This is a genomic window from Arsenicibacter sp. R0_47, assembly GCF_057652235.1.
On sequence record NZ_JBYFCJ010000001.1, the window covers coordinates 513,837 to 536,478 of the forward strand.

At 52.9% G+C, this 22,642-nt stretch carries 15 protein-coding genes; 9 read left to right on the forward strand and 6 right to left on the reverse strand.

The window, feature by feature from the left end; genetic code table 11:
- Positions 1-52: 52 nt before the first annotated feature.
- The 8 genes from AC23NW_RS02100 to purB all read left to right on the forward strand — a co-directional run bounded on the left by AC23NW_RS02100 (position 53) and on the right by purB (position 12,485).
- Positions 53-679 (forward strand): sprT domain-containing protein, encoded by a 627-nt coding sequence (locus tag AC23NW_RS02100; RefSeq protein ID WP_487447382.1) that lies wholly within the window; start codon positions 53-55, stop codon positions 677-679.
- Positions 654-4,052: a type IX secretion system sortase PorU gene (gene porU / locus AC23NW_RS02105; protein WP_487447383.1), complete on the forward strand. Its 3,399-nt coding sequence runs from the start codon at positions 654-656 to the stop codon at positions 4,050-4,052. The genes AC23NW_RS02100 and porU overlap by 26 nt, the downstream gene beginning before the upstream one ends.
- Before the next feature lie 109 nt (positions 4,053-4,161).
- Positions 4,162-5,382: a type IX secretion system outer membrane channel protein PorV gene (gene porV / locus AC23NW_RS02110; protein ID WP_487447384.1), complete on the forward strand. Its 1,221-nt coding sequence runs from the start codon at positions 4,162-4,164 to the stop codon at positions 5,380-5,382.
- 91 nt (positions 5,383-5,473) lie between these two features.
- Positions 5,474-6,751, forward strand: coding sequence for a M16 family metallopeptidase (locus AC23NW_RS02115; protein WP_487447385.1), 1,278 nt, complete (start codon positions 5,474-5,476; stop codon positions 6,749-6,751).
- A 212-nt stretch (positions 6,752-6,963) separates the two neighbouring features.
- Complete coding sequence (plsY, locus tag AC23NW_RS02120) at positions 6,964-7,617, forward strand: glycerol-3-phosphate 1-O-acyltransferase PlsY (protein WP_293844122.1); 654 nt, start codon at positions 6,964-6,966, stop codon at positions 7,615-7,617.
- Between the two features lie 154 nt (positions 7,618-7,771).
- On the forward strand, positions 7,772-9,139 hold the full coding sequence (locus AC23NW_RS02125; RefSeq protein ID WP_487447386.1) for a dipeptidase: 1,368 nt from the start codon (positions 7,772-7,774) through the stop codon (positions 9,137-9,139).
- A gap of 138 nt (positions 9,140-9,277) precedes the next feature.
- The gene (locus AC23NW_RS02130) at positions 9,278-11,062 is read left to right on the forward strand and encodes a DUF1207 domain-containing protein (protein ID WP_487447387.1); all 1,785 of its coding nucleotides are present in this window, start codon (positions 9,278-9,280) and stop codon (positions 11,060-11,062) included.
- A gap of 82 nt (positions 11,063-11,144) precedes the next feature.
- Complete coding sequence (purB, locus tag AC23NW_RS02135; RefSeq protein ID WP_487447388.1) at positions 11,145-12,485, forward strand: adenylosuccinate lyase; 1,341 nt, start codon at positions 11,145-11,147, stop codon at positions 12,483-12,485.
- Positions 12,486-12,717: 232 nt separating this feature from the next.
- On the opposite strand, the gene proC is transcribed toward purB, so the two are convergent.
- From proC to AC23NW_RS02165, 6 genes are all read right to left on the reverse strand, one after another.
- Complete coding sequence (proC, locus tag AC23NW_RS02140) at positions 12,718-13,521, reverse strand: pyrroline-5-carboxylate reductase (RefSeq protein WP_487447390.1); 804 nt, start codon at positions 13,519-13,521, stop codon at positions 12,718-12,720.
- Between the two features lie 286 nt (positions 13,522-13,807).
- Positions 13,808-14,938: a redoxin domain-containing protein gene (locus tag AC23NW_RS02145; RefSeq protein WP_487447392.1), complete on the reverse strand. Its 1,131-nt coding sequence runs from the start codon at positions 14,936-14,938 to the stop codon at positions 13,808-13,810.
- A gap of 69 nt (positions 14,939-15,007) precedes the next feature.
- Positions 15,008-16,525: an Asp-tRNA(Asn)/Glu-tRNA(Gln) amidotransferase subunit GatB gene (gatB, locus tag AC23NW_RS02150; RefSeq protein ID WP_487447394.1), complete on the reverse strand. Its 1,518-nt coding sequence runs from the start codon at positions 16,523-16,525 to the stop codon at positions 15,008-15,010.
- Between the two features lie 184 nt (positions 16,526-16,709).
- A complete protein-coding gene (locus AC23NW_RS02155; protein ID WP_487447395.1) occupies positions 16,710-17,546 on the reverse strand; it encodes a phytoene/squalene synthase family protein in 837 nt (278 codons plus the stop codon).
- Between the two features lie 84 nt (positions 17,547-17,630).
- Positions 17,631-19,109, reverse strand: a complete 1,479-nt coding sequence (locus tag AC23NW_RS02160) for a phytoene desaturase family protein (RefSeq protein ID WP_487447396.1) — start codon at positions 19,107-19,109, stop codon at positions 17,631-17,633.
- A 216-nt stretch (positions 19,110-19,325) separates the two neighbouring features.
- Positions 19,326-19,841: an RNA polymerase sigma factor gene (locus AC23NW_RS02165; protein WP_487447397.1), complete on the reverse strand. Its 516-nt coding sequence runs from the start codon at positions 19,839-19,841 to the stop codon at positions 19,326-19,328.
- Between the two features lie 365 nt (positions 19,842-20,206).
- Here AC23NW_RS02165 and AC23NW_RS02170 point away from each other — a divergent pair, with 365 nt between their 5' ends.
- Entirely contained in the window at positions 20,207-22,573 is a 2,367-nt protein-coding gene (locus tag AC23NW_RS02170) for a TonB-dependent receptor (protein WP_487447399.1), read from the forward strand.
- The last annotated feature ends 69 nt before the right edge of the window (positions 22,574-22,642 follow it).

Here is a 22,642-nt window from a genome sequence, read left to right on the forward strand (position 1 = left end):
AAGGAAAAAGCTCTATATTTATAGAGCTTTTTCTGTTTTTAAACGTGTCTACATGGATGTATTAGCAAAGTATTTGCCGGCAGCATCGGTATCATACTGTCAGAACCTGTGGCAACACTATGCTTTTCAACTCAGGATCGTCCGGGCCCGCAAAACCAAACTCGGCGATTTCAGAGCCCTTGCTCCGGGGCAGTTACAGATTTCGGTAAATGCCGATCTCAATCCCTTCGCTTTTCTGATTACCTACATTCACGAAGTCGCTCACGCCGATGTGTATGTCTCGCATACGCCCCGCCGGCTGCGTGCGATGAAGCCCCATGGCCCTGTCTGGCAGCAGGCCTTCCAGCGGCTTATGCAGCCTCTACTGACTGAGCAAGTGTTTCCGGCCGCTATTCTGGCCCCGTTACGGGTATATATGCAGGCGCCGGCGGCATCCAGTCATGCCAGTCCTGCTCTGGTGCAGGCCCTCCGCCTTGCCGATCCGGTACGCCATAATGAGCTGAACCCGCATAACCGGTTGCTATCCCTGCATGAGCTGGCAGAGGGCGAATTATTTCAATTCCGCGAAAAGACCTACCAGCGGGGTACGTTACGGCGCACCCGCGTCGTTTGTAAAGAAATAAGTTCATCAAAATCTTACGCAATCCTGGCTCATGCCCTGGTGGAAAAATGTGAATAGGTGGGGGCTGTTAACCGGTTTGCTGCTCCTGTGGGGCAGTCTGACGCAGGCACAGACTGTACTCAAATCAGGTAGCTGGATCAAAATAGGGGTAACTACTACGGGTGTTCACCGGCTCACCGCCGATATGCTCGCCAAAGCCAATCCGGCATTTGCGGCTGCCGATCCGCGCCGGCTGCGGTTGTATGGTAACGGAGGGGCTGCATTGCCCCAGGCAAATGCGGCGAAACGGGCCGTTGATCTCACTGAAAATGCCATCATGGTATCGGGAGAAGACGATGGCAGGCTGGATGCCGGCGATGCGGTTCTGTTTTTCGGTCAGAGCCCGCACGTGATCCGCTTCGACTCCGTAACTAACCGCTTAACGCACCGGATCAATCCCTACAGCGATACAACCTTTTATTTCCTGACCATCGGTGACGCGGCCGGTCTGCGGATACAACCCAAACCGTCGGCCTCCCTGAGCGGCGCTGCCATGACCACATTCGACGATTATCAGTTTCATGAGCAGGAGCTGACCAGTATCGCCAAAACGGGGCGTGAGTGGATGGGCGAGTATCTTGGCGTAAATACAACCCTGACAGTGTCGTTCAATGTGCCGGGACTGGTGCCTGCAACCCCGCTGCTGGTTACCTCGTCGGTGGTAGCCAATGCGGTTGTGCCGACTTCTTTCTCATGGCAACTTAACGGGCAGCCACTCGGCAGGCAGCCGGTTAATGCCCTGTCCGGCTATAAATACGACTATCAGGGGCTGGAAAACCGGCAGACCTTTACTGCAAGCACAACCCTCGCAACCGGCACCCTGCCGTTTGTGCTGACATTCGACAAAAACGGCCAGACCGGCTCACAGGGCTACCTGAATTTCCTGGCAGTACAATACCGACGCGACCTGCGCTGGTATGAGCAGCCGGTCATTGCCCGGCTACCGGCAGGCCGCTACAGCAGTAAGCAAGCGGCAACGGTCAGTAGACTCTGGGATATTACCGATCCGCTGAAACCGGCCGCGCAAGCGTTTAGCAATAGCGGCGGAGAGGCAGCCTGGGCGTCGGCTACGGCAGGCACTTACCTGTTGTTTACCGAGAGTCAGGCTATTGCACCGGTCAGCGTCAGGCCGATTGCGAATCAGCAGGTGCGCGGCCAGACAACCCCCGATCTGCTCATCATCACGGCGCCTGGCTGGAAGACCGAAGCCGACCGGCTGGCGGCTTTCCGGCGTAGCAGCACTGGTTTAGACGTACTCGTGCTGACGACGCAGCAGGTATTCAACGAATTTGGCTCCGGTCAGGCCGACCCGACCGCGATCCGCGATGCAGTCCGGTACTTTTACCGGCAGCAGGCCGGCAAGCTGAAATTTCTGCTGCTGGTGGGGAATTCAACCTACGACTACCGGAACATCATGGGCATGCAAACGGCCGTGCAGCAGTGGAACACAGTACCGGTCTACGAAAGCCGTGAGTCATTCCATCCGGTAGATGGTTTTTCGTCGGATGATTATTTCGGGTTCATGAAAGAAACCGACGGCGAATGGGCCGAAACGGAGGCGGGTGATCAGTTGCTGGATATAGGCGTAGGCCGCTTGCCGGTGCGTTCGCTGGAAGATGCCCGGACCGTAGTCGATAAGCTGATCCGGTACGATTCCGACAAGACGCTGGCCGGTGAATGGCAGAGCCGCTTAACGTTGGTGGCCGACGACGGGGATATAAATATTCACCAGTCTGACGCCGATTTTTTTGCCCGCTATGTTGAAACAGAGGCCCCCGCTTACCGCCCTGAGCGCCTGCTGCTGGATGCGTTTCCGCAGGAAGTAACGGCTACCGGACAGAAAGCGCCGCTCATGAATAAAGCCATTGACGAGGCTGTTACCGACGGTCGGCTGATCATCAATTACACCGGCCACGGTGGTGAGTCGGGTTGGGCCGAGGAGCAGATTCTGACCTTACAGGATATTTTCAGCTGGCGAAACCGCCGGTTGCCGCTTTTTGTGACCGGTACCTGCGAATTCGGCCGTTACGATGATCCGAACGTACGGTCGGGTGCCGAACTGGCGCTGACGAGCCGCCTTGGTGGGGCCATTGCCTTACTGACAACGACCCGCCCTGTTGCCGCCAATACGAATTTTCTGTTGAACCAGGCATTTTATCAGTCGGTGTTTGCGCCCGTAAACGGGCAGATGCCGCGCCTGGGCGATGTCCTGCGCCTGACCAAAAACAAAAGCCTCAGCGGTAGCCGGAACCGCAATTTCAGCCTGCTGGGTGACCCGTCGATGCGGCTGGCCTATCCGAAGGCGACGGTAGCCGTGACGAAAATCAATAGCCGGACCGTAACCGCCGGAAAGGCCGATACGCTGCGTGCCCTGCAAACGGTATCGCTCGAAGGACAGATTCAGGACCCGCAATCGGGGAGTCTGCTGGCCGATTTTTCGGGTATGCTGAAAGTATCTCTTTATGATAAGGCTGTAAACCAGACCACAAAGGGAACGGAGAGTTCGCCGATGACCTACAAGGTGTTTAACAGTCTGGTTTATGCCGGTCAGGTGGCGGTAAAACAAGGACGGTTCAGCATCCGGTTTACCGTGCCGAAAGACATTGATTACCAGTTCGGCCCCGGTCGGCTGGTGGCCTATGCGATCCGGTCAGACAGTCTGATGGATGCTGCCGGTAGTCTGTCTCAGTTAATTATTGGCGGCAGTACAACCGTCGATGCCATCGACCGGCAGGCTCCGGCGGTGCAGCTGACGCTGAATAATGCCGTGTCGGCTGAAACACCGGTGCGGGTCGCCGGTCCGGACGTAACGGTGCGGGTGCAGCTGACCGATAATGTAGGTATTAATCTGGCCCGTAACGGATTAGGTCATGAACTGACGGCCCGGTTGAACGATACCACGCTGGTTATTCTGAATGATTATTACGTGGCCACGACCGACGACGGCACGAAAGGAGAAGTGCAGTACACATTCCGGAATTTACCGTCCGGTACCTATACGCTGCGGGTAAAAGCCTGGGATGTCAACAATAATTCAGGAGAGGGCACGTTGACGTTTAGGGTATCGGATAAGCCTGGTCTGGCCGTTACAAGCCTTACCGCCTATCCGAATCCGGTTGTTCAGCAGGCCACCATTCAACTGACGCACAACCGCCCGGGCGATGCGCTCGACTGGACCGTACAGGTGCTGGATGTCAGCGGCCGCGTGCTTACGGAGCAGACCGGCAACTGTACGGACTGCCCCGCGACGGTGCCGGTTGCCGACTGGGCAGGACGGGTTGCCAACGGAGCTGTATTGCCCAACGGTCTGTATATTTACCGGCTTCAGGTTCGCTCCGTGAGTGATGGAACCGAAGCGAAAGGAGCCGGCAGGGTCTTTTTGAGCCGTTGAATGCCGCCACAGGCCCGGAATACTTTTTTATTACCAACGAATCGTCGTAATTTTGAGCGTTCAGTATAAAGCGGCACGCTGAGCTACTGACCTTTACAAACATCTATCTATGAAGCGCAGCTTTTCCCGCATTACTGGAGCTATCGGCTTTCTGTCTTTTTGTTCACTACTACACACTTCGGCGTTTGCCCAGACAAGCAGCCCGTCAAGTACAACGGGAAGCAACCTGAATGGTCAACCCTTAAATACAGTAACTACAGCGGTTCCGTTTCTGAACTTTACACCGGATGCCCGCAGTGGTGGTCTGGGCGATGCCGGCGGTGCCTTGCGGGACGCCGACGCGAACGCCATCTTCTGGAATCCGTCGAAGCTGGTCTTTGCGGAAAAAAGCGCCGGCGCTTCAATTTCCTATACGCCGTGGCTGCGTGACCTGATCGGTGATATGTATTACACCTACATTACCGGCTACAAGAAAGTGGGTAAAAATCAGGTTTTCGGGGCTTCACTGATGTATTTTGACCTCGGAACGATTGAGTTCACGACCAGTCAGGGCCTGTCGTCCGGAACGTTCAATTCACGGGAATATGCCTTCACTGCCTCCTATTCACGGCAGCTGTCGAAAAACTTTTCGATGGGGTTAAACCTGCGTTATCTCAACTCAAACCTGGCCGGTGCCTATAACCTGAACGGTACACAAATCAAACCGGGCGGTACGGCGGCGGCTGATATCAGTGCTTATTACCAGACTGAAGTCCGTGACGAGGTTACCGGAAAAGGCCTTGGCTGGACGTTTGGCGGTATGATCTCTAATATCGGTGGTAAAATCAGCTACGGTAGTCCGGAGCGGTACTTTATCCCGACGAACCTGCGTCTGGGTGGTTCCGTAACGTACTACTCTGATTTGTTTAACAAGTTTAACTTTGTGTTAGACCTGAATAAGCTGATGGTGCCGACACCACCTGTTAACCCGAACCAATCACCTGTTGCGTCGATTTTCGCCTCGTTTGCGGATGCACCGGGCGGTTTCAGCGAGGAACTCAAAGAAATTAACGTGGCAACCGGTGTCGAATACTGGTATAATAACCAGTTTGCGGTGCGGGTTGGTTACCACGGCGAATCGAAACTGAAAGGGGGCCGTAACTACTTTACGGCCGGTATCGGGTTACGCTTACAAGAGCGCTATGGCATTGACTTCTCATATGTTATGCCGACCGGCCGCCAGAGCCCGCTGTCAAATACATTCCGTATCTCCCTGCTGATCGACCTGACCAAGAGTGCCCGGGCGGCAGCAGAGGATGACGCCGACGAAGCTGACGATACAAACAACTAGTCAGTTTTATTGCTTTATTTGTCCGGAAAATGGCATTTCATTCAGGAATGCCATTTTTTGTATTATTCATTTCCGTACCTGAAGAGTAATTATGGTTTTAGATCGTACTCAGGCCCCCGGGTTTCAGGCAGTAAGCGAGATTCGGTTACCCGCCTATGAGACCTTTACCCTTGATAATAACGTACCTGTTTACCTGATTTCGGTAATGCAGCAACCGGTCGTCCGGCTGGAGATTATTCTGGATGCCGGGTCATGGTATGAACAGACCCCGTCAGCCGCCTTTTTTGCTGTCAAAATGCTGACAGAAGGCACAAAAACGCGTACATCGGCCGAAATCAGCGAGTACCTCGACAATTTCGGGGCTTTTCTGGAACTGAACAGCGGCCCTGACCGCGCCAGTATTGTCGTTTACTGCCTGACAAAATACCTCGGGCAGATACTGACGCTGATGCAGGAAGTGCTGACCGAACCGGTTTTCCCAGAAAAGGAACTGGAAGACCTGCGGAATATTACGCTGCAGAACCTGCGGGTGAGCTTTGAGAAAAACGCCTACATTGCCGGTGTCCGGATGCGCGAAAAGCTGTTCGGTAATAAACACCCATACGGGCGAATGCAGCAACCGGCCGCCGTGGAAGCCATTACCCGTGCTGATGTGGCCGGCTTTTTCGACAATACCATCCGTAACCGGCCCTTCAGGGTGCTGCTGGCTGGCCACGCTACACCCCTTGAGGTAGAGATGGTTAACAAGGCGCTGGGTCAGATCCCTACGTCAGTGCCGGTTGCGTTGCAGCAGGATTTTGTGCCGGCGCCGGATACCGCTGCCCTGACGGTCGATAAGGCGGCAAGCGTACAGTCGTCGGTGCGGTTGGGAAGGCTGCTGTTTACCCGTGAGCATCCCGATTTTATAAAGATGCTGGTAACAAATGAGGTGTTCGGCGGCTACTTCGGTTCCCGGCTGATGAAAAATATCCGCGAGGATAAGGGCTTTACTTACGGCATTTCATCGAGCCTGATTTCCTTCCGTCATGAAGGCTTCTTTACGCTCGGCACCGATGTAAAAAAGGAAAATACGCAGCAGACGCTCGACGAAGTTGCCAGAGAAGTGCGGATTTTGCAGACAGAACCTGTAACGGAAGATGAACTGGAGACGGTGAAAAACTTCATGGCCGGGGAGTTTGTCGGCTCGCTGAACACGCCGTTTGAAATCGCTGACCGGTACAAGGTTATTTTGCTGGACGGAATGCCCGACGATTTCCTGAACACCTATATTCCGAGGTTACGGTCCGTTACGGCAGCAGAAATCATGCAGATGGCCAATCAGTATCTGGATATCAGCAGCCTGACAGAAATAGTCGTTGGCGGGAAATGAAATTATTCTAGCTAGAATAGTGTTTTAGTAGTGTTAGTTAGCCGTTAACAAATGAAGAAATTCCTAAAATATAGCTAACTTTGACTGCCATTCGTATACCAATTCACTATCTTGCAAGGCAAAACTGCCTCGATTCATGAGGTTTGCCGGACTCAGACAAGCTAAATATAGATTGTTTCACAGTTTTAAACCTAATAGTAGCGTATTCCCGAATGAATGTTATTGCCCTTATAAGTGCTACAGTGCTGGCGTATTTACTCGGTTCAATCCCATCGGCTGTCTGGTATGGCCGTGCTTTCTTTGGACTCGATATCCGGAACTACGGTAGCGGAAACGCCGGTGCAACCAACACCTTCCGGGTGCTGGGTAAACGCGCCGGTACCGTTGTGATGCTGGTCGACGTGATGAAAGGGTTTACGGCAACCATCCTGGCGACATTGCTGTGGCGTTACCAGTTTATTGATGCTGATGATGTGCTGACCTGGAAGCTTGTGTTTGGTTTAACGGCGGTTGTAGGGCACCTGTTTCCTGTTTTTGCCAACTTTAAAGGCGGTAAAGGCGTGGCTTCGCTGCTCGGAATGGTGCTGGCCATTCACCCGGAAATGGCCGTGGTTTGCATCGGCATTTTCCTGCTGGTAGTGATTGCATCACAATATGTTTCCCTGGGTTCGCTGCTGGCAGCACTGGCTTTTCCGGTCCTGTTACTGCTGCGTATCTTCGGTGAAAAAGAAAGCCCGTTGCTGATTGCCTTCGGGTTTGTGGTTTTCCTTATCGTAGCCTTAACGCACCAGAAAAACATAGGGCGGTTACTGCGCGGCCAGGAGAACCGGACGGTCCTGATCCGGTTGCGTAAAAAGCGTGACTAATCAGCGACACTACCATAAGAATCTCGGTTTCCGACAATAATCTATGCCCCGGAGTTATACGAAAGTGTGTAACTTCGGGGCAAATTTTTTGGGTTAAATGCCGGGTTTGAGGCTCCGGTAGCCTTTATGACCTGACTGCTAAATGCCATCAGTGATGAAACAATATCTCGAGTCCAACAAACAACGCTTCTTAGACGAACTGTTTGATTTATTACGCATTCCGTCGGTGTCGGCCGATTCTGCATTCAAAAATGACGTGCGCCGTGCCGCCGAATTTCTCCGCGATAAACTGACTGCTGCTGGTCTGGATAAAGCAGCCCTGCACGAAACGGCGGGCCATCCGGTGGTGTATGCCGAAAAAATTGTTGACCCTGCTAAACCTACGGTCCTGATCTATGGCCACTACGACGTTCAGCCGGCTGATCCGTATGAGCTGTGGCACACGCCGCCGTTCGAACCAACCATCCGCAATGAGCGTATCTATGCGCGTGGTGCCTGCGATGACAAAGGCCAGGTCTATATGCACGTTAAAGCCGTTGAGGCCATGCTGGCAACCGATGGCCTGCCGTGTAACGTGAAGGTGATGATCGAGGGCGAGGAAGAAGTGGGCTCCGATCATTTGGGCCAGTTTGTGGCGGCTAACCGCGATATGCTGAAAGCCGACGTAATCCTGATTTCTGACACCAGCATTATTGCCAACGATGTACCGTCGCTGGAGATGGGGCTGCGCGGGCTGTCTTACGTGGAGGTAGAGGTGACCGGTGCCAACCGGGATCTGCATTCCGGCGTATATGGCGGGGCCGTGGCCAACCCGATCAACGTACTGTGCGAGATGATCGCCTCCATGAAAGACGCTAACGGGCATATTACCATTCCCGGTTTCTACGATAACGTAATCGAGCTGTCGGCTGAAGAACGGGAGGAAATGGCAAAAGCGCCGTTTGATCTCGACGAATACAAGCGTGATCTGGACATTGCCGAGGTGGCCGGTGAAGCAGGCTATACTACCAACGAACGTACGTCAATCCGCCCGACGCTGGACGTAAACGGCATTTGGGGCGGTTATATCGGCGAAGGGGCCAAAACCGTCCTGCCGTCGAAAGCGTTTGCCAAAATCAGCATGCGTCTGGTGCCGAATCAAAACGATGCCGAAATCACCGAACTGTTCAGCAACCACTTCAACGCTATCGCACCGCCGTCTGTAAAGGTGGCCGTTCGGCCGCATCACGGCGGCCTGCCGTATGTGACGCCAACGGATTCAATTGAGTTCGAAGCGGCCAGCCTGGCTATGGAAGAGTCATGGGGCAAAAAACCGATCCCGACGCGGGGCGGTGGCAGTATTCCGATTGTGGCGCTCTTTGAACGCGAACTGGGCCTTAAATCGATTCTGATGGGCTTTGGCCTTGATATTGACGCGCTGCATTCACCAAATGAGAGCTATGGTCTGTTCAATTTCTACAAAGGCATTGAGACCATTCCCTTATTCTTTAAACATTATGCCGCGCTGAAGGCTAATCAATAGTGGACAATGTAAAATGAACAATGTGAAATGAATAATGGCTTGCGCCCTCGACGTTAAACGTCCTTAGTGCAGCTCATTATTCATTTTACATTATCAATTATTCATTTCCCTGAACATTCTGTTTGCCAATCTTTTTACATGAACCAACCTTTCTACTCTTTCCGGCGGATGAGCTGTGTACTTGCCCTGACCGTTTTTTCGGCCACGATGGCATTGGCACAGTCAGCCACCCAACCTGCCTCAACCACGGTTCCGCTTGGCCCGAACGGTAAACCATTGACGCCTGCCGAAATCCGGCTTCGGGAGAAGCAGGCGAAATGGATCGAAGACCAGCGTCGTTACAAGGCAGAAATGGCCGAATTACAGCGTCGTGCGCAAATTGAACAGGCTGAAAAGGAACGGAAAAAGAAAGAAAAGGAAGAAGCTAAAGCCCGCGAAAAGCAGGAGCGCGAAGCCGCTAAGCTGGCAAAAGAACAAAAAGCGGCTACACCGGTGACGGAGACAAAACCGGCCGCGACTACTCCGGCGACTACGCCGGCCGCCACTGCACCCGTGTCATCAGCCTCGCCGTTTTCGACCGTTTCTTCATCGAACGAAGCGGAGGAAAAGCGGTTAGCCAAAGAAAAGAAAGAGGCCGAAGAACTGGCCCGTAAGCAAGCCAGAGAAGCAGAACGGGAGCGTGAACGCCAGCAAAAAGAAGCTGACCGCGTAGCCCGTCAGCAGGCTAAAGAAGCGGAGCGCACCAAAGCCGCGCAGGCAAAACAACTGGATGAGCAGCAGCGCCGGCAAACGGCCGAAGCTGAACGAACCAAAGCCACTCAGCAGCAGACTGCCACTGACCAGCAGCGTCAGCAGACACTGGAGGCCGACCGCGCCAGGGTAAAACAACAGAAGGCCGATCAGGCGCTGGCCGAACAACAGCGTCAGCAAACGCTGGAGGCTGAGCGGATAAAAACGGAGCAGGCAAAACAGACGCGTCTGGCTGAAGAAAAGACCCACCGGCAGGCCGAAGAGGCTGAACGTGCACGGAGTAAAGAAGCGAAAAAAGCTACTGAAACCCCGAAACCGGCTGCGACAGCTGAAGCGGCTGCACCGGAAAACATACAGTCGTCGTCGGTAAAAGCAGAATTTCTGCCGCGTGGTCACCTGTTTGCGCCTATTACCCTCGACCCGCTCGAAGCCCAGACCTACCTCAGCGTGCTGCCGGTATTTGTCATTGACGGGAACCGCTACGACGGATCGTATGTGCCGTTCTCGTTTGGATTCGGTAAGCCGTTTTACCGGTGGCCTACCAAAAAAGGACGCGCTGCCGAAGTCGGGCTGGATATTGTCTCGTTTACCCAGTTTGAGGTGTTCCGCGATGAGAAAAACATACAGCGCCGTCAGATCGTGAATAACGATTACAAGGTTAGTATTTTCTATAATCTGCGCAGTGGCCGGAACAGCTGGCGTTTCCGTGGCTATCACCTGTCGTCGCACCTCGGCGATGATTACCTGATCCGGAACCAGATTAACTACCGGACACCAAATCCGGTGAATTACGAACTGCTGGATGTAACGTACAGCCGCGACGTGCAGACGCTCGAAGGGATGCGGTATTACGTGAACCTTGGCTATGGCCTCCGCAAACCGGAGGAACGCCGCAAAATCAGCGCACAGGCCGGTTTTTACTACCGTAAGCCGAATCCGGCAACGGGCGCTGCTAAGTTTGTACGGCCGGTGGCAGGGATGGACCTGAAAGTCTGGCAGCAAAACGATTTCCGGCCGGGTATCCACTTTGCCGCCGGTATCGAACTGGGTAAATCAACCAGTAATTCGCTGAGCTTCCTGATCGAAAGTTACACCGGATTCCGTCCCTACAGCCAGTATGAGAACCAGCAGGTCCAGTGGGTTGGCCTCGGCGTTTACCTGAATCCCTTCTGAATCAGGCCAAATTGAAATTTAACGGCAGCTGACCGCCTGCGATAGGCCGTCAACTGCTACCTTTGCATTTTGAATCACATTTATGGAATTATCTGCTCTGACGGCTATCTCGCCGGTCGATGGTCGCTATCGTCGGCAAGTATCGGCGCTGGCGCCTTATTTTTCTGAATTTGGTCTGATCCGCTACCGCATTCGCATCGAAATCGAGTATTTCATCTCTCTCTGCGAATGGGAAATCCCCCAGTTGAAAGGCGTTGATCCTGAGGTGTATCCGTCGCTTCGGGCGTTGTACGAGAACTTCACGGAGGCCGATGCGCTCCGGATCAAGGAGATCGAGGCAACGACTAACCACGACGTGAAGGCCGTTGAATACTTTATCAAGGAGAAACTGAAAGGCCTGCCGGTTGAGCCGTATCTGGAGTTTATCCATTTTGGTCTGACCTCGCAGGATGTAAACAACACCGCCATTCCGCTGTCGCTGGCCGAAGCACTGGATCTGGAGATTACACCATTGTACCGGAAGGTATATCAGCGGTTGCAGGAACTGGCCCATCAGTGGGAGGACATTCCGATGCTGGCCCGTACGCACGGTCAGCCGGCTTCACCGACCCGTTTAGGCAAGGAGCTGCTGGTATTCTGTGAGCGTCTGGAAAAGCAGCTGTTTATGCTGGCTGATATTCCGACAGCAGCCAAGTTTGGCGGAGCAACGGGTAACTTCAATGCCCACCGCGTAGCGTATCCTGACATTGACTGGAAACGTTTCGGCGATGAGTTTGTGGGTAAGCTGGGCATGACGCGGAGCCAGTACACGACCCAGATTGAGCATTACGATATGCTGGCTGCAACCCTCGACGCCTTCAAACGCCTGAATACGATCCTGATTGACCTCGACCGCGACGTCTGGACGTATGTGTCGATGAACTATTTCAAGCAGAAAATCAAAGCCGGAGAAGTTGGCTCGTCGGCGATGCCGCACAAGGTTAACCCGATTGATTTTGAAAACTCGGAAGGTAACCTGGGCATTGCCAACGCCTTGCTGGAACACCTGTCGGCGAAACTGCCGGTTTCCCGTCTGCAACGCGACCTGACCGACTCGACGGTATTGCGGAATCTGGGCGTACCATTTGCCCATGCCGTTATTGCCTTGAAATCGACGCTGAAAGGACTGGATAAACTGGAACTGAACGAAGCAGCCATCCGGGCAGATCTGGAAGAGAACTGGGCAGTCGTGGCCGAAGGCATTCAGACGGTACTTCGCCGCGAAGGCTATCCCCAGCCTTACGAAGCCCTGAAAGCCCTGACCCGCACAAACGCAAAAATTACAGAAGCCAGCATCAAGGCGTTTATTCAGGACCTTGACGTATCAGATAGCGTAAAAGCTGAGCTGAGTGCCATTACGCCGTATAATTATACGGGGGTGTAGTAGCTTAGTGTTGGCACGACCGGACGTCGTGCCAACACTAAATGGTCACGTTGATGCAGTAAGGAGCGCTATAAGGTGTATGGCGCCTGATATAGCCAACGCTGGTCTGTTTGAACTGCCGCTGACTGAAATTTTTGCCGACTTGCCGGAGGAGGGTGTTTAAACGCTGCTTGCGGGCGGCATCCGTATTGGTTGTAGCGGTACGGTTTTGTACCGCTACAAGAAGAGATAGTTAGCCTTTCGATAATTCCGTGGCGCGGGTTTGGGCGGCTTTGATGCCCGCAATCAGCGTCTCGGCCAGCCCGCCGGCTTCAAACTGCCGGAGCGCGGCTTCGGTAGTACCGCCTTTCGATGCTACCGCCTTAATCAGCTCATCCAGCGATTTATCAGTATTCTGAATCAGGTTATAGGACCCCAGCATCGTTTGCTTCACCAGCAGGGTCGATACCGATTCGTCGAAGCCAAGCTGCTTCCCGGCTTCGACCATGGCTTTTACGATATAGTAAAAATACGCCGGTCCGCTGCCGCTTACGGCCGTAACGGCATCCAGCATGCTTTCGTCTTCCAGGAAAATTGACCGCCCTGTCGCGTTAATCAGGTTTTCGACCTTGCGGAGGTTGCCAATCTGTACTTCATCGGCAGCGGCAAAACCGGTAATGCCCAGCCCCAGCATCGCCGGTGTATTCGGCATCGCCCGGACGACCTGTTTGTGGGCCAGACGCTCCTGAATCAACGAAATCGGGATACCGGCCATGATCGACAGCACTACCTGCTGCGGTTGCAGGGCTTTCCGCAATTCGTCCTGCACGCTGGCAAAGTCCTGCGGCTTTACCGACAGAATTACCAGATTGTAGTCTGCCACGCGCGGGCCGATGGTGTCAACAACCATACCCGCTTTTTCGGCCTTCAGGGCTTCGGAGCGGTCCGCACTTTTTTCGATGAGCATCAGGTCATCGCGTTTCACCAGATCATACTGTAAAAATGATTTGGCAAACGCCATACCCATGTTTCCACAGCCGACAATAGCAACTTTCATTGGATTTAAAAACAACCCCCTGCGTATGTGATGACTCATGCTTCGGGGTATTTTGACAAGCACGAGAGTGATACATAAAACGGCTTTGGCTACCTGTCAGGGACAACGCCAAACGCTGAAAAAGGGATGTGATGAAGTAAATAGCCGGAAAATCCGGTCCGCAAAAGTACTTAAAATGAAGACCAAACTCCCCGAAAGTTCTAAACTTTCGGGGAGTTGAATCGGGGAGTTTACAAAAAAAGGTCAGGCATTACACCTGACCTTCTGCTTATGGGTTGGGGTTGACTTACTTTAGAATTTCGTCCAGTTTTTGCTCCAGAGCCTCACCGCGCAGGTTCTTGGCGATGATTTTGCCTTCCTTGTCAAGCAGGAACGTGGCCGGAATCGCCTGAACACCATACAACTGAGCGGCGGCCGACTGCCAGAACTTGAGGTCTGATACATGGGTCCACGTCAGATGGTCGTTGCGGATCGCGCGCAGCCAGTTGTCTTTCGTCTGGTCAAGGGATACACTGTAAATGGTAAAGCCCTTGTCTTTGAACTTGTTATACATCCGGACGACGTTCGGGTTTTCCATCCGGCACGGACCGCACCACGAGGCCCAGAAGTCGATCAGCACATATTTACCCTTCAGCGACGACAGCGGCACCACCGCACCAGTCGTATCCGTCAGCTGAATATCAGGAGCCACCGCACCGATCATCAGCCCGCGCAGCCGGTTCATGCGGCCAACAAACGACTGGGCAATCGGGCTGTCCGGCTTCTCTTTCTCAAACTTACGGGCGAGCTGATCCAGATCCTCAAAGTCTTCTTTTTCGTCGAGGAAGTTGGTCGCAAACAGGGCTACCAGATCGGTACCCATGTTCGGCAGCATCTGTTTTACCTTCACCTTCATATCGGCGTTGGCGGTATTGTATTGCTGCTCAATCTCGGCGATTTTCTTGTTGTCTTTCTTCGCACTGGCATCCTGATACTGCTTATTCCAGGTCTGTACGCGTGATTCGATGCTCTCGCGCAGACCCATGATCTGCTGGTAATAGTCCATGTTTTTGGAACCCGTTACCGTTGCCGTACCTTTTTGCTTTGTTTTAAGATTTTCGCGGAAGCCGTCGATGTTGGCCGTCAGTGTTTCGCCGCCTTCAACCAGCAGGGCAACTTTCTGATCATTTGCCGCCAGAATATAGATAGTGCCGCCAAAAGGCACCTTACTCGTCAGCTTAAACTGACCGTCTTTGCTGATCGTTGCGGAGTCGAGCCGCGCGGCCGGCTGGCCGTTGCTTTCCAGATACACTTTGCCGCCCGGGTTAAAGCTTTTCAGCTTACCGGTAACGGTAAAGTCTTTGGTGGCAGGTGTTTGTGCAAATGCGGTTAGGCTGAGGATAGACAGGCCGGCCAAAAGGCCATTTTTTACCTTCATGGTATTCTTGTTTTGTCATGCAGGCGGTGCAACAGCCGTTTACGAACGGGTTGCGCTGCCTGCCTGTGGTTATTGGTTCAACTTTTCCATTAGTAACGCATTAACCAGTTTCGGGTCGGCTGAGCCCTGCGATTTTTTCATGACCTCACCCATAAACATACCCAGCAGGTTTTTCTTGCCTTTTTTGTACTGAGCGACTTTATCGGGCCATGCGGCTAATACCTCTTCTACCAACGTTCCGAGCGCGTCGGTATTGCGGTTCTGAATCAGATTATGCTGTCCGGCCAGCTGATCCGGCATTTCGGTAGCACCTTCGGCCATCAGGCTGAACACCTTTTGCGCCGCCGTCTGACTGATCGTGCCATTATCGATCAGGTTGATCATAGCACCAATCCGCTCAGCATCAACCGGAAACTGGCGTTCGCGGAGCGTTTTTTCGTTCAGCAGCGACCGTACCGGGCCCATCAGCCAGTTCGAAATCGCTTTATAATTCGTGGTATACCGGCAAACGGACTCGTAAAATTCAGCCATTTCGCGGGCGTCGGTCAGCAGGGCGGCGTCGTATTCCGGCAGACCGTACTGTTCCACAAACCGCTGATACATCTGAGCAGGCAACACCGGCATAGTCGCCTCAATCGTTGCCATCCACTCGTCTGAAATCGTTACCGGTTGCAGATCAGGATCGGGGAAATACCGGTAATCGTTCATCGTTTCCTTTTCCCGCATGCCGAACGTCTGTCCGCTGCCGGCATCAAACGTACGGGTTTCCTGAATAATCCGGCCACCGGTTTCAGTCAGCTCAATCTGGCGGCGGAATTCTACCTCAATAGCCCGCTGTACGTTCCGGATCGAGTTCAGGTTTTTCACTTCTACCTTAGTGCCGAGCCAGGTTTCACCTTTCGGACGGATGGAAATGTTTACGTCGCAACGCAGTGAGCCTTCTTCCATGTTGCCGTCGCAGATGTTCAGGTAGCGCACCAGCCGGCGTACTTCGGTCAGGTAGGCACCGGCTTCTTCGGCGCTCCGGATGCAGGGGTCGGTTACCATCTCAATCAACGGGGTACCGGCGCGGTTATAGTCCAGGCAGGTGGCCCAGTCGTCGGCATCGTGGATAGATTTTCCCGCATCTTCTTCGAGGTGAATATGGTGAACCTCAATCACGCGTTCGTATGGCGCACCGGTCTCCGGATCCTTCACTTTGACCAGAATGCCGCCACCCACACAAACCGGACCTTTATCCTGCGAGAGCTGATAACCCTTCGGCAGGTCAGGATAGAAATAATTCTTACGGGCAAAAACGTTATGTCGGGTGATTTCTGACTGGCAGGCTAAGCCCATACGCACGGCGTATTCAACGGCTTTGCGGTTTACTTTCGGGAGCGTTCCGGGGTGTGCGAGGGTAATGACGCTGATATTGGTGTTCGGGTCCGCCCCGAACGCATTCGCATCAGCGGCAAACATTTTGCTTTCTGTCAGCAACTGACAGTGCACTTCCAATCCAATAACTGCTTCGAATTTTTCCGCGCCTGAAACAGGGCTATCGGGTTTGGCTACCTCGTCCGGTGATATAATCTCCTCTGCCACCATGTACAATATGTTGTGATTTTACAACAAAGATACAGCAAAATGAGACAGAATTAGAGCAGTTGGCACCACAAAGGCGCTAACAATCAAATAAGCATTCACATGAATAACCACGAGGGCACTAAGCAACAGTGGAGCACAAAGCCTTCGTGTATCGTCACGTCTTCGTGCCTCGGTGGTTCGGTAATTAAATAACGTTCAGGCGGTACTTGAGGTAGGTCTGGGCCAGCAGCGCAATTTTTTTCGTGTCAGGCACCCGCACCCGCTCCGTCTGTATGCGGGAAACCGGTAAGGCCTTGATTTTATTGAACAGCGTCTGGTAATAGACATAGGCCAGATAAACCCCCATACGTGCCCCTTTCGGCAGATTCATGATACCGATGTAAGCCTCGTCGAAATCGTTCTGGATATCGCGCTCAATCAGCTCCTTAGCATCGCAGGTGAAATCGTCGAAGTTGACGCCCGGGAAGTAGGTCCGCCCGCGCTCCTGATAGTCGCTTTTAACATCACGCAGGAAATTCACTTTCTGGAAAGCAGCTCCCAGTTTACGGGCCGGTTCTTTCAGGCGGTCATACATGGCAGAGTCGCCTTCACAGAATACCCGCAGGCACATGAGGCCCACCACTTCGGCCGAGCCGTAGATGTATTCATTGTAGCCGCTGGCGTCGTAATCCTGAAAATACAGATCCATTTCCATGCTCTTCAGAAATGCCTCAATCAACTCATGCTCAATGTCGTATTGTCTGACAACCAGCTGAAACGCATGTAATACCGGATTCAGGCTGATGCGTTCGTCAATGGCCGTATAAGCATCTTTCTTAAACTTTTCGAGCAGCGTTTTCTTATCGTAATCATGGAATGTATCCACAATCTCATCGGCATAGCGGACAAACCCATAAATGGCATAAATCGGGAAGTGGAACTTGCGGTCCAGCGTTTTGATTCCCAGCGTAAACGACGTACTGTAGTGTTCAGTAATCAGTTTGCTGCATTCCAGCGCCGTCTGGTTGAATAATGACATCATGTGCTTGTACGGGTAGTGGTACTGGCAATAAGTTAGGTATTTCTAAGTTACAAGTAAGGAAAAGATAGCCAACGGGACAACCGGTCAGGCAAGGGCAAATTCTTTTGCCACTTCATCGGCAACCACCAGCCCCGAAATCAGTGAAGGGGGGACGCCGGGACCCGGCACCGTCAGCTGACCAGTATAAAACAAGTTGGAAACTTTTTTGTTTTTCAAAGATGGCTTCAGAATGGCCGTCTGCATCAGCGTGTTGGCCAGCCCATAGGCATTGCCGCGGAATGCGTTGTAATCGCTCTTAAAGTCCTGATGGGCATAGCTGCGTTTGTAAACTACGTGATTACGAACGTCTTCGCCCACGTAGGTTTCCAGCCGGTCCATCAGCATGTTGTAGTATTTTTCCCGCGTGGCTTCGTCGTCGGTCAGGTCGGGGGCAACCGGAATCAGCAGAAATAAATTTTCGCAGCCTTCGGGTGCTACCGACGGATCCGTTTTCGACGGGGCCGACACATAGAACAGCGGCTTGCTTGGCCAGCGGGGGGTCTCGTAGATTTCCTGTGCATGGAGCGTAAAATCCTCGTCGAAAAACAGGTTATGATGCTGTAGTTTCGGAACCCGCTTGTTAACGCCCAGGTAAAAGAGCAGCGACGACGGGGCCATCACCCGCTTCTGCCAGTAGGCATCATCGTAGTTACGCAGCGGCTGGTCGAGGAGTTTGGTGTCAACGTGGTTGTAATCGGCACCGGCCACTACTACATCAGCTTCAAACACGCCGGCGTCAGTAATAACCCGTTGTGCTTCGCTGCCGGTGACGTCGATGCGCTGAACAGTCTGGTTGTAAAGAATTTTTACCCCTTTTTCTTCGGCCAGACTAACCATGCCCTTCACAATCTCATGCATGCCGCCCATCGGGTACCAGGTCCCCATCGTCATTTCGGCGTAATTCATGAGGCTGTACATGGCCGGTGTGTTTTCGGCGGTTGCTCCCAGAAACAGAATCGGAAATTCAACCAGCTGTAGCAGCTTCGGATTGGTGAAAAACTTCCGCACATGCGACGAAAAGGACTGGAAGACATCGAGCCGCGTGACATCGTACAGGAGTTTAAGGCTCAGAAACTCAGTGACCGACCGGCTTGGTTTCCAGACAAAATTATGGATACCGACATCGTACTTATAAGACGCCTGCCGCAGGAACTCAGCCAGTTTCTGGCCGCTGCCGGGTTCAATTGTGTCAAAAAGTGCCTGTAGGTTATTGACGCCGGCGGGGAGATCAACGGCGTCGCCGGGACCGAAAATAACGGTATACGACGGGTCGAGCCGGACAAGGTTGTAATAATCAGCGGGTTTACGGCCGAAGCGGGCAAAGTAGGTTTCGAACACATCGGGCATCCAGTACCAGCTGGGACCCATATCGAACACAAAGCCATTTGCTTCAAACACACGGGCGCGGCCGCCCGGCGTACTGTTTTTTTCGAGAATGGTCACGTCATAGCCTTTATCGGCTAAACTGGTAGCGGCTGCCAGACCGGCAAAACCGGCACCAATGACCAGAACACGTTTAGGCATGTAGGTAGTTTACGGTTAGTTAGTGGTGGCCTGCGGGCGATGGCCGTACTTTCACGCGCGCAGGTGTACAATTGATAACTAAAGAAGGAACATTTGGTTTACAAAAGCCAAAAAAGTTGGGCGTAAAACACCCAACTTTTCGGAACCTTCCTCTTTTTTAACCAAAAACTACTCAATCAAGGTTTTTGATGATAACCCGCTTGAGCGGTACTTTGTTCAGGCGCCGTAATAGGCATATATCTTCAGTTTATCTTTCAGCTCTTTCCGGGCAATGTGAATGCGGTTTTTCACAGTACCGATAGGAATGTCGAGGCGTTGCGCGATCTCATGGTATTTGAAACCACGGAAGTGCATCATGAACGGCGTCCGGTATGTATCATCAAGACCACTTACGGCACGGGCGATGTCTTCCTGAGCAAAGGTCGAGTAAGCCATGTTGTCGGTGCTGCTTTCTGTCGAGTTGATGTAATGCAGGTTATCCGTTGTGTCGATGAATGTGTTTTTACGAACCATACGCTGGTAGTTCGTGATGAACGTGTTTTTCATGATGGTGTATAACCACGCTTTAAGATTGGTACCATCCGTGTACTTGTCACGGTTGGTGAATGCTTTTAACAGGGTGTCCTGTAACAGGTCGTTCGCATCTTCAACGTCTTTTGTCAGGCGGAGTGCAAACGGACGTAGTGACTTCGAGACTTTACCGATATGTTGAGTGAATTCGAGCGCTGTCATGGATCTATATATTTTTTTGTTGAACCAAATTTATACATCAATTGAACAAAAATCCAACCAGTTTCAGAAATTTTAAATTCACTTAGCCAAAATACTGATAAAAATAGCTAAGTCGTTGATTTATAAATGGCTTAAATTATGCCAGTTTTAGGGTTGAGCTCTCAGTTTAAATTGTGGACTGTGGAAAAAAAGCCCCAAAATGTAGAAAACCCGTTCCCTGTTTTGTTTAATGTTTGGTAGTAATACGTTAAACAAGATGCTTTAGTTTGCCCAGACACAACTTTTTTTTTGTTAACCCTTGGGTTGAACCTTTTTGAAACATGGTTGCGTTAGTAAAAAAGCATTGAAAACTCTCTTACACGCGGATGCGGAGTCTCTGGATTAGTCTGATTGGTAGCTTATTTCTGGTTGTGCAGGCGGCATGGGCGCAGACACCCTGTTCCTGTTATATAAAAGGTAAAGTCATTGACCGGGAAAGTAATCAGCCTATTCCGGGCGCAACCGTGATCATTCAGGAAACCGGTCTCGGGGCCGTTACCGATACCAGCGGCAATTACCGTATCGACCATCTCTGTCCGCAACGCTACACCTTGCTGGCCCGGATTCTGGGCTATAAGGAAATCCGGCAGACGCTCACTATTGAACATGAATCGTCCCGCAATCAGGATTTTTTACTGGACGAAGATGCCGTTCACCTGCACGATGTGAATGTAACGGCCCAGAAGACAGCGGCACTGAGCAGCCAGGCGGTACAGGTGCTGGCAGGCAGGGAACTTGACCAGACGCGCGGGCAGTCGCTGGGTGAGGCACTGAAAAAACTGCCGGGCGTAACCACCCTCCAGACCGGCTCTACCATTGCTAAACCGGTCATTCACGGATTTCACAGCAACCGCATTCTGATTCTGAACAACGGCATCCGGCAGGAGGGGCAGCAGTGGGGCTCTGAACACGCGCCCGAAATTGACCCGTTTATTGCCAGCCGTGTATCATTAGTAAAAGGAGCGTCGGGTGTACGGTATGGCTCCGATGCCATCGGCGGCGTTATTCTGGTTGAGCCTGCACCGTTGCCGGCTACTCACGGGCAGCACGGCGAACTCAACATGGTTGGTTTTACGAACGGGCGGCAGGGCGTTGTGTCGGGACAGACCGAAAATACCCTCGGCAAGGACAATCAGTTTGCCTGGCGGGTGCAGGGAACCCTGAAACGGGGCGGCAACCTCCAGACGCCCGGCTATTATCTGAGCAACACCGGTACGTCGGAGCAGAACGGCTCGGTGGCGATGGCCTACCGTACCCGCAAGCTGACCACCGACTTGTTTTATAGTCGCTTCAACACCAAAATCGGGATTTTTACCGGTGCTCACATTGGTAGCCTGACCGATCTGGAACAGGTACTGGCCTCGGGTGAACCATATATTAAAAGCGGATTCAGTTATGCCATTGACCGGCCGTCGCAGCAGGTACAGCACGATCTGCTGAAATGGCGGACTACCTATAAACCATCTGAAAAAGGACTCTGGACGCTGACGCTGGCCCGCCAGTTCGACGACCGGAGTGAGTTTGACCTCCACCGGCCGCGTAATGACAGCCTCGCTGCCCTGAACCGGCCCGAGCTCCGGTTCCGGCTGACGACCTATACCGGTGATCTGGTGTTTGAACACAAGCCCGTCGGGGCGCTGAGCGGGCAGGCAGGCGTGACGGGCATGTACCAGTTTAATATCATGAACGGCCGGCCCCTGATTCCTAACTTCCGGACGTTTGCGGGCGGGGCGTTCTGGATTGAAAAACTCCGCAAGGAACGCTGGGAGTATGAAGCCGGTCTGCGGTTTGATGTCCGGCACATGCAGGTATTCCGCTACCAGAACGGGGTATTAACCAGCCCCGTCTACGCGTTTGCCAACGGTTCCGGCACGCTGGGCGCAACCTACACCCTTAATCAGGCATGGACGAGCCGCGTGAATCTCGGTACGGCCTGGCGCGCGCCGAATGTCAGCGAATTGTTCAGCGACGGGGTGCACCACGGGGCGGCTGCCTACGAACTGGGCGATCCGGGCCTTCAACCCGAAAAAGCATATAACCTGAACTGGAACACGACCTATACCGGCAAACGCATTCAGGCCGAGGTCGATCTGTTTTACAATTACATCCGCGATTACATTTACCTGCAACCACAGGCCGAACCCCGGCTGACGATCCGCGGGGCGTTTCCGTTCTTTAAATACACGCAGACCGACGTGATATACACCGGTTTTGACGCGTCGGCAACCGTTACGCTGCTGCCGGTAACGAATCAGGGCGGGTTGTTGTGGACGACCAAACTGGCGTATCTCTACGTACAGGATGTTGTCCATCACCAGCCGCTGGTCTGGATTGCCCCGAACCGGTTTGACAATGCCCTTCGCTTTGAGCTGCCGGTCTGGGGGCGGGATACGCAGAAAAAAGGCGAACATGCTCACTGGCATGATCTGTATGCCGAGATCAGTAATCTGCTGGTAGCGCGGCAGAACCGTGTGCCGGCCAACAGCGATTTTGTCGCTCCGCCACCGGCTTATGCGCTCTGGAATGCTGCAGTCGGAGCAACGTTTCCTTTCGCCGGTGAGCACGGCCTGACCGTTAGCCTGTCGGTCAATAACCTCTTTAACACCGTTTACCGCGATTACCTGAACCGCTTCCGCTACTTCGCCGATGATCCGGGCCGTAACCTCGCCGTACGGCTGAAATGGAGTTTCTGAGCCGTTTTTCTGAGCTACTCACCCTTAAGGGCTTGCTTCCGGAAGCAGGCCCTTTTTTATATTCTTATC

Coding starts and splice junctions, on each gene's coding strand:
- porV (WP_487447384.1), top strand. CDS start 4,162: ATGAAGCGCAGCTTTTCCCGCATTACTGGAGCTATCGGCTTTCTGTCT.
- AC23NW_RS02115 (WP_487447385.1), top strand. CDS start 5,474: ATGGTTTTAGATCGTACTCAGGCCCCCGGGTTTCAGGCAGTAAGCGAG.
- gatB (WP_487447394.1), bottom strand. CDS start 16,525: ATGGTGGCAGAGGAGATTATATCACCGGACGAGGTAGCCAAACCCGAT.
- AC23NW_RS02125 (WP_487447386.1), top strand. CDS start 7,772: ATGAAACAATATCTCGAGTCCAACAAACAACGCTTCTTAGACGAACTG.
- AC23NW_RS02100 (WP_487447382.1), top strand. CDS start 53: ATGGATGTATTAGCAAAGTATTTGCCGGCAGCATCGGTATCATACTGT.
- AC23NW_RS02165 (WP_487447397.1), bottom strand. CDS start 19,841: ATGACAGCGCTCGAATTCACTCAACATATCGGTAAAGTCTCGAAGTCA.
- AC23NW_RS02155 (WP_487447395.1), bottom strand. CDS start 17,546: ATGATGTCATTATTCAACCAGACGGCGCTGGAATGCAGCAAACTGATT.
- AC23NW_RS02145 (WP_487447392.1), bottom strand. CDS start 14,938: ATGAAGGTAAAAAATGGCCTTTTGGCCGGCCTGTCTATCCTCAGCCTA.
- AC23NW_RS02160 (WP_487447396.1), bottom strand. CDS start 19,109: ATGCCTAAACGTGTTCTGGTCATTGGTGCCGGTTTTGCCGGTCTGGCA.
- AC23NW_RS02170 (WP_487447399.1), top strand. CDS start 20,207: ATGCGGAGTCTCTGGATTAGTCTGATTGGTAGCTTATTTCTGGTTGTG.
- porU (WP_487447383.1), top strand. CDS start 654: ATGCCCTGGTGGAAAAATGTGAATAGGTGGGGGCTGTTAACCGGTTTG.
- plsY (WP_293844122.1), top strand. CDS start 6,964: ATGAATGTTATTGCCCTTATAAGTGCTACAGTGCTGGCGTATTTACTC.
- proC (WP_487447390.1), bottom strand. CDS start 13,521: ATGAAAGTTGCTATTGTCGGCTGTGGAAACATGGGTATGGCGTTTGCC.
- AC23NW_RS02130 (WP_487447387.1), top strand. CDS start 9,278: ATGAACCAACCTTTCTACTCTTTCCGGCGGATGAGCTGTGTACTTGCC.
- purB (WP_487447388.1), top strand. CDS start 11,145: ATGGAATTATCTGCTCTGACGGCTATCTCGCCGGTCGATGGTCGCTAT.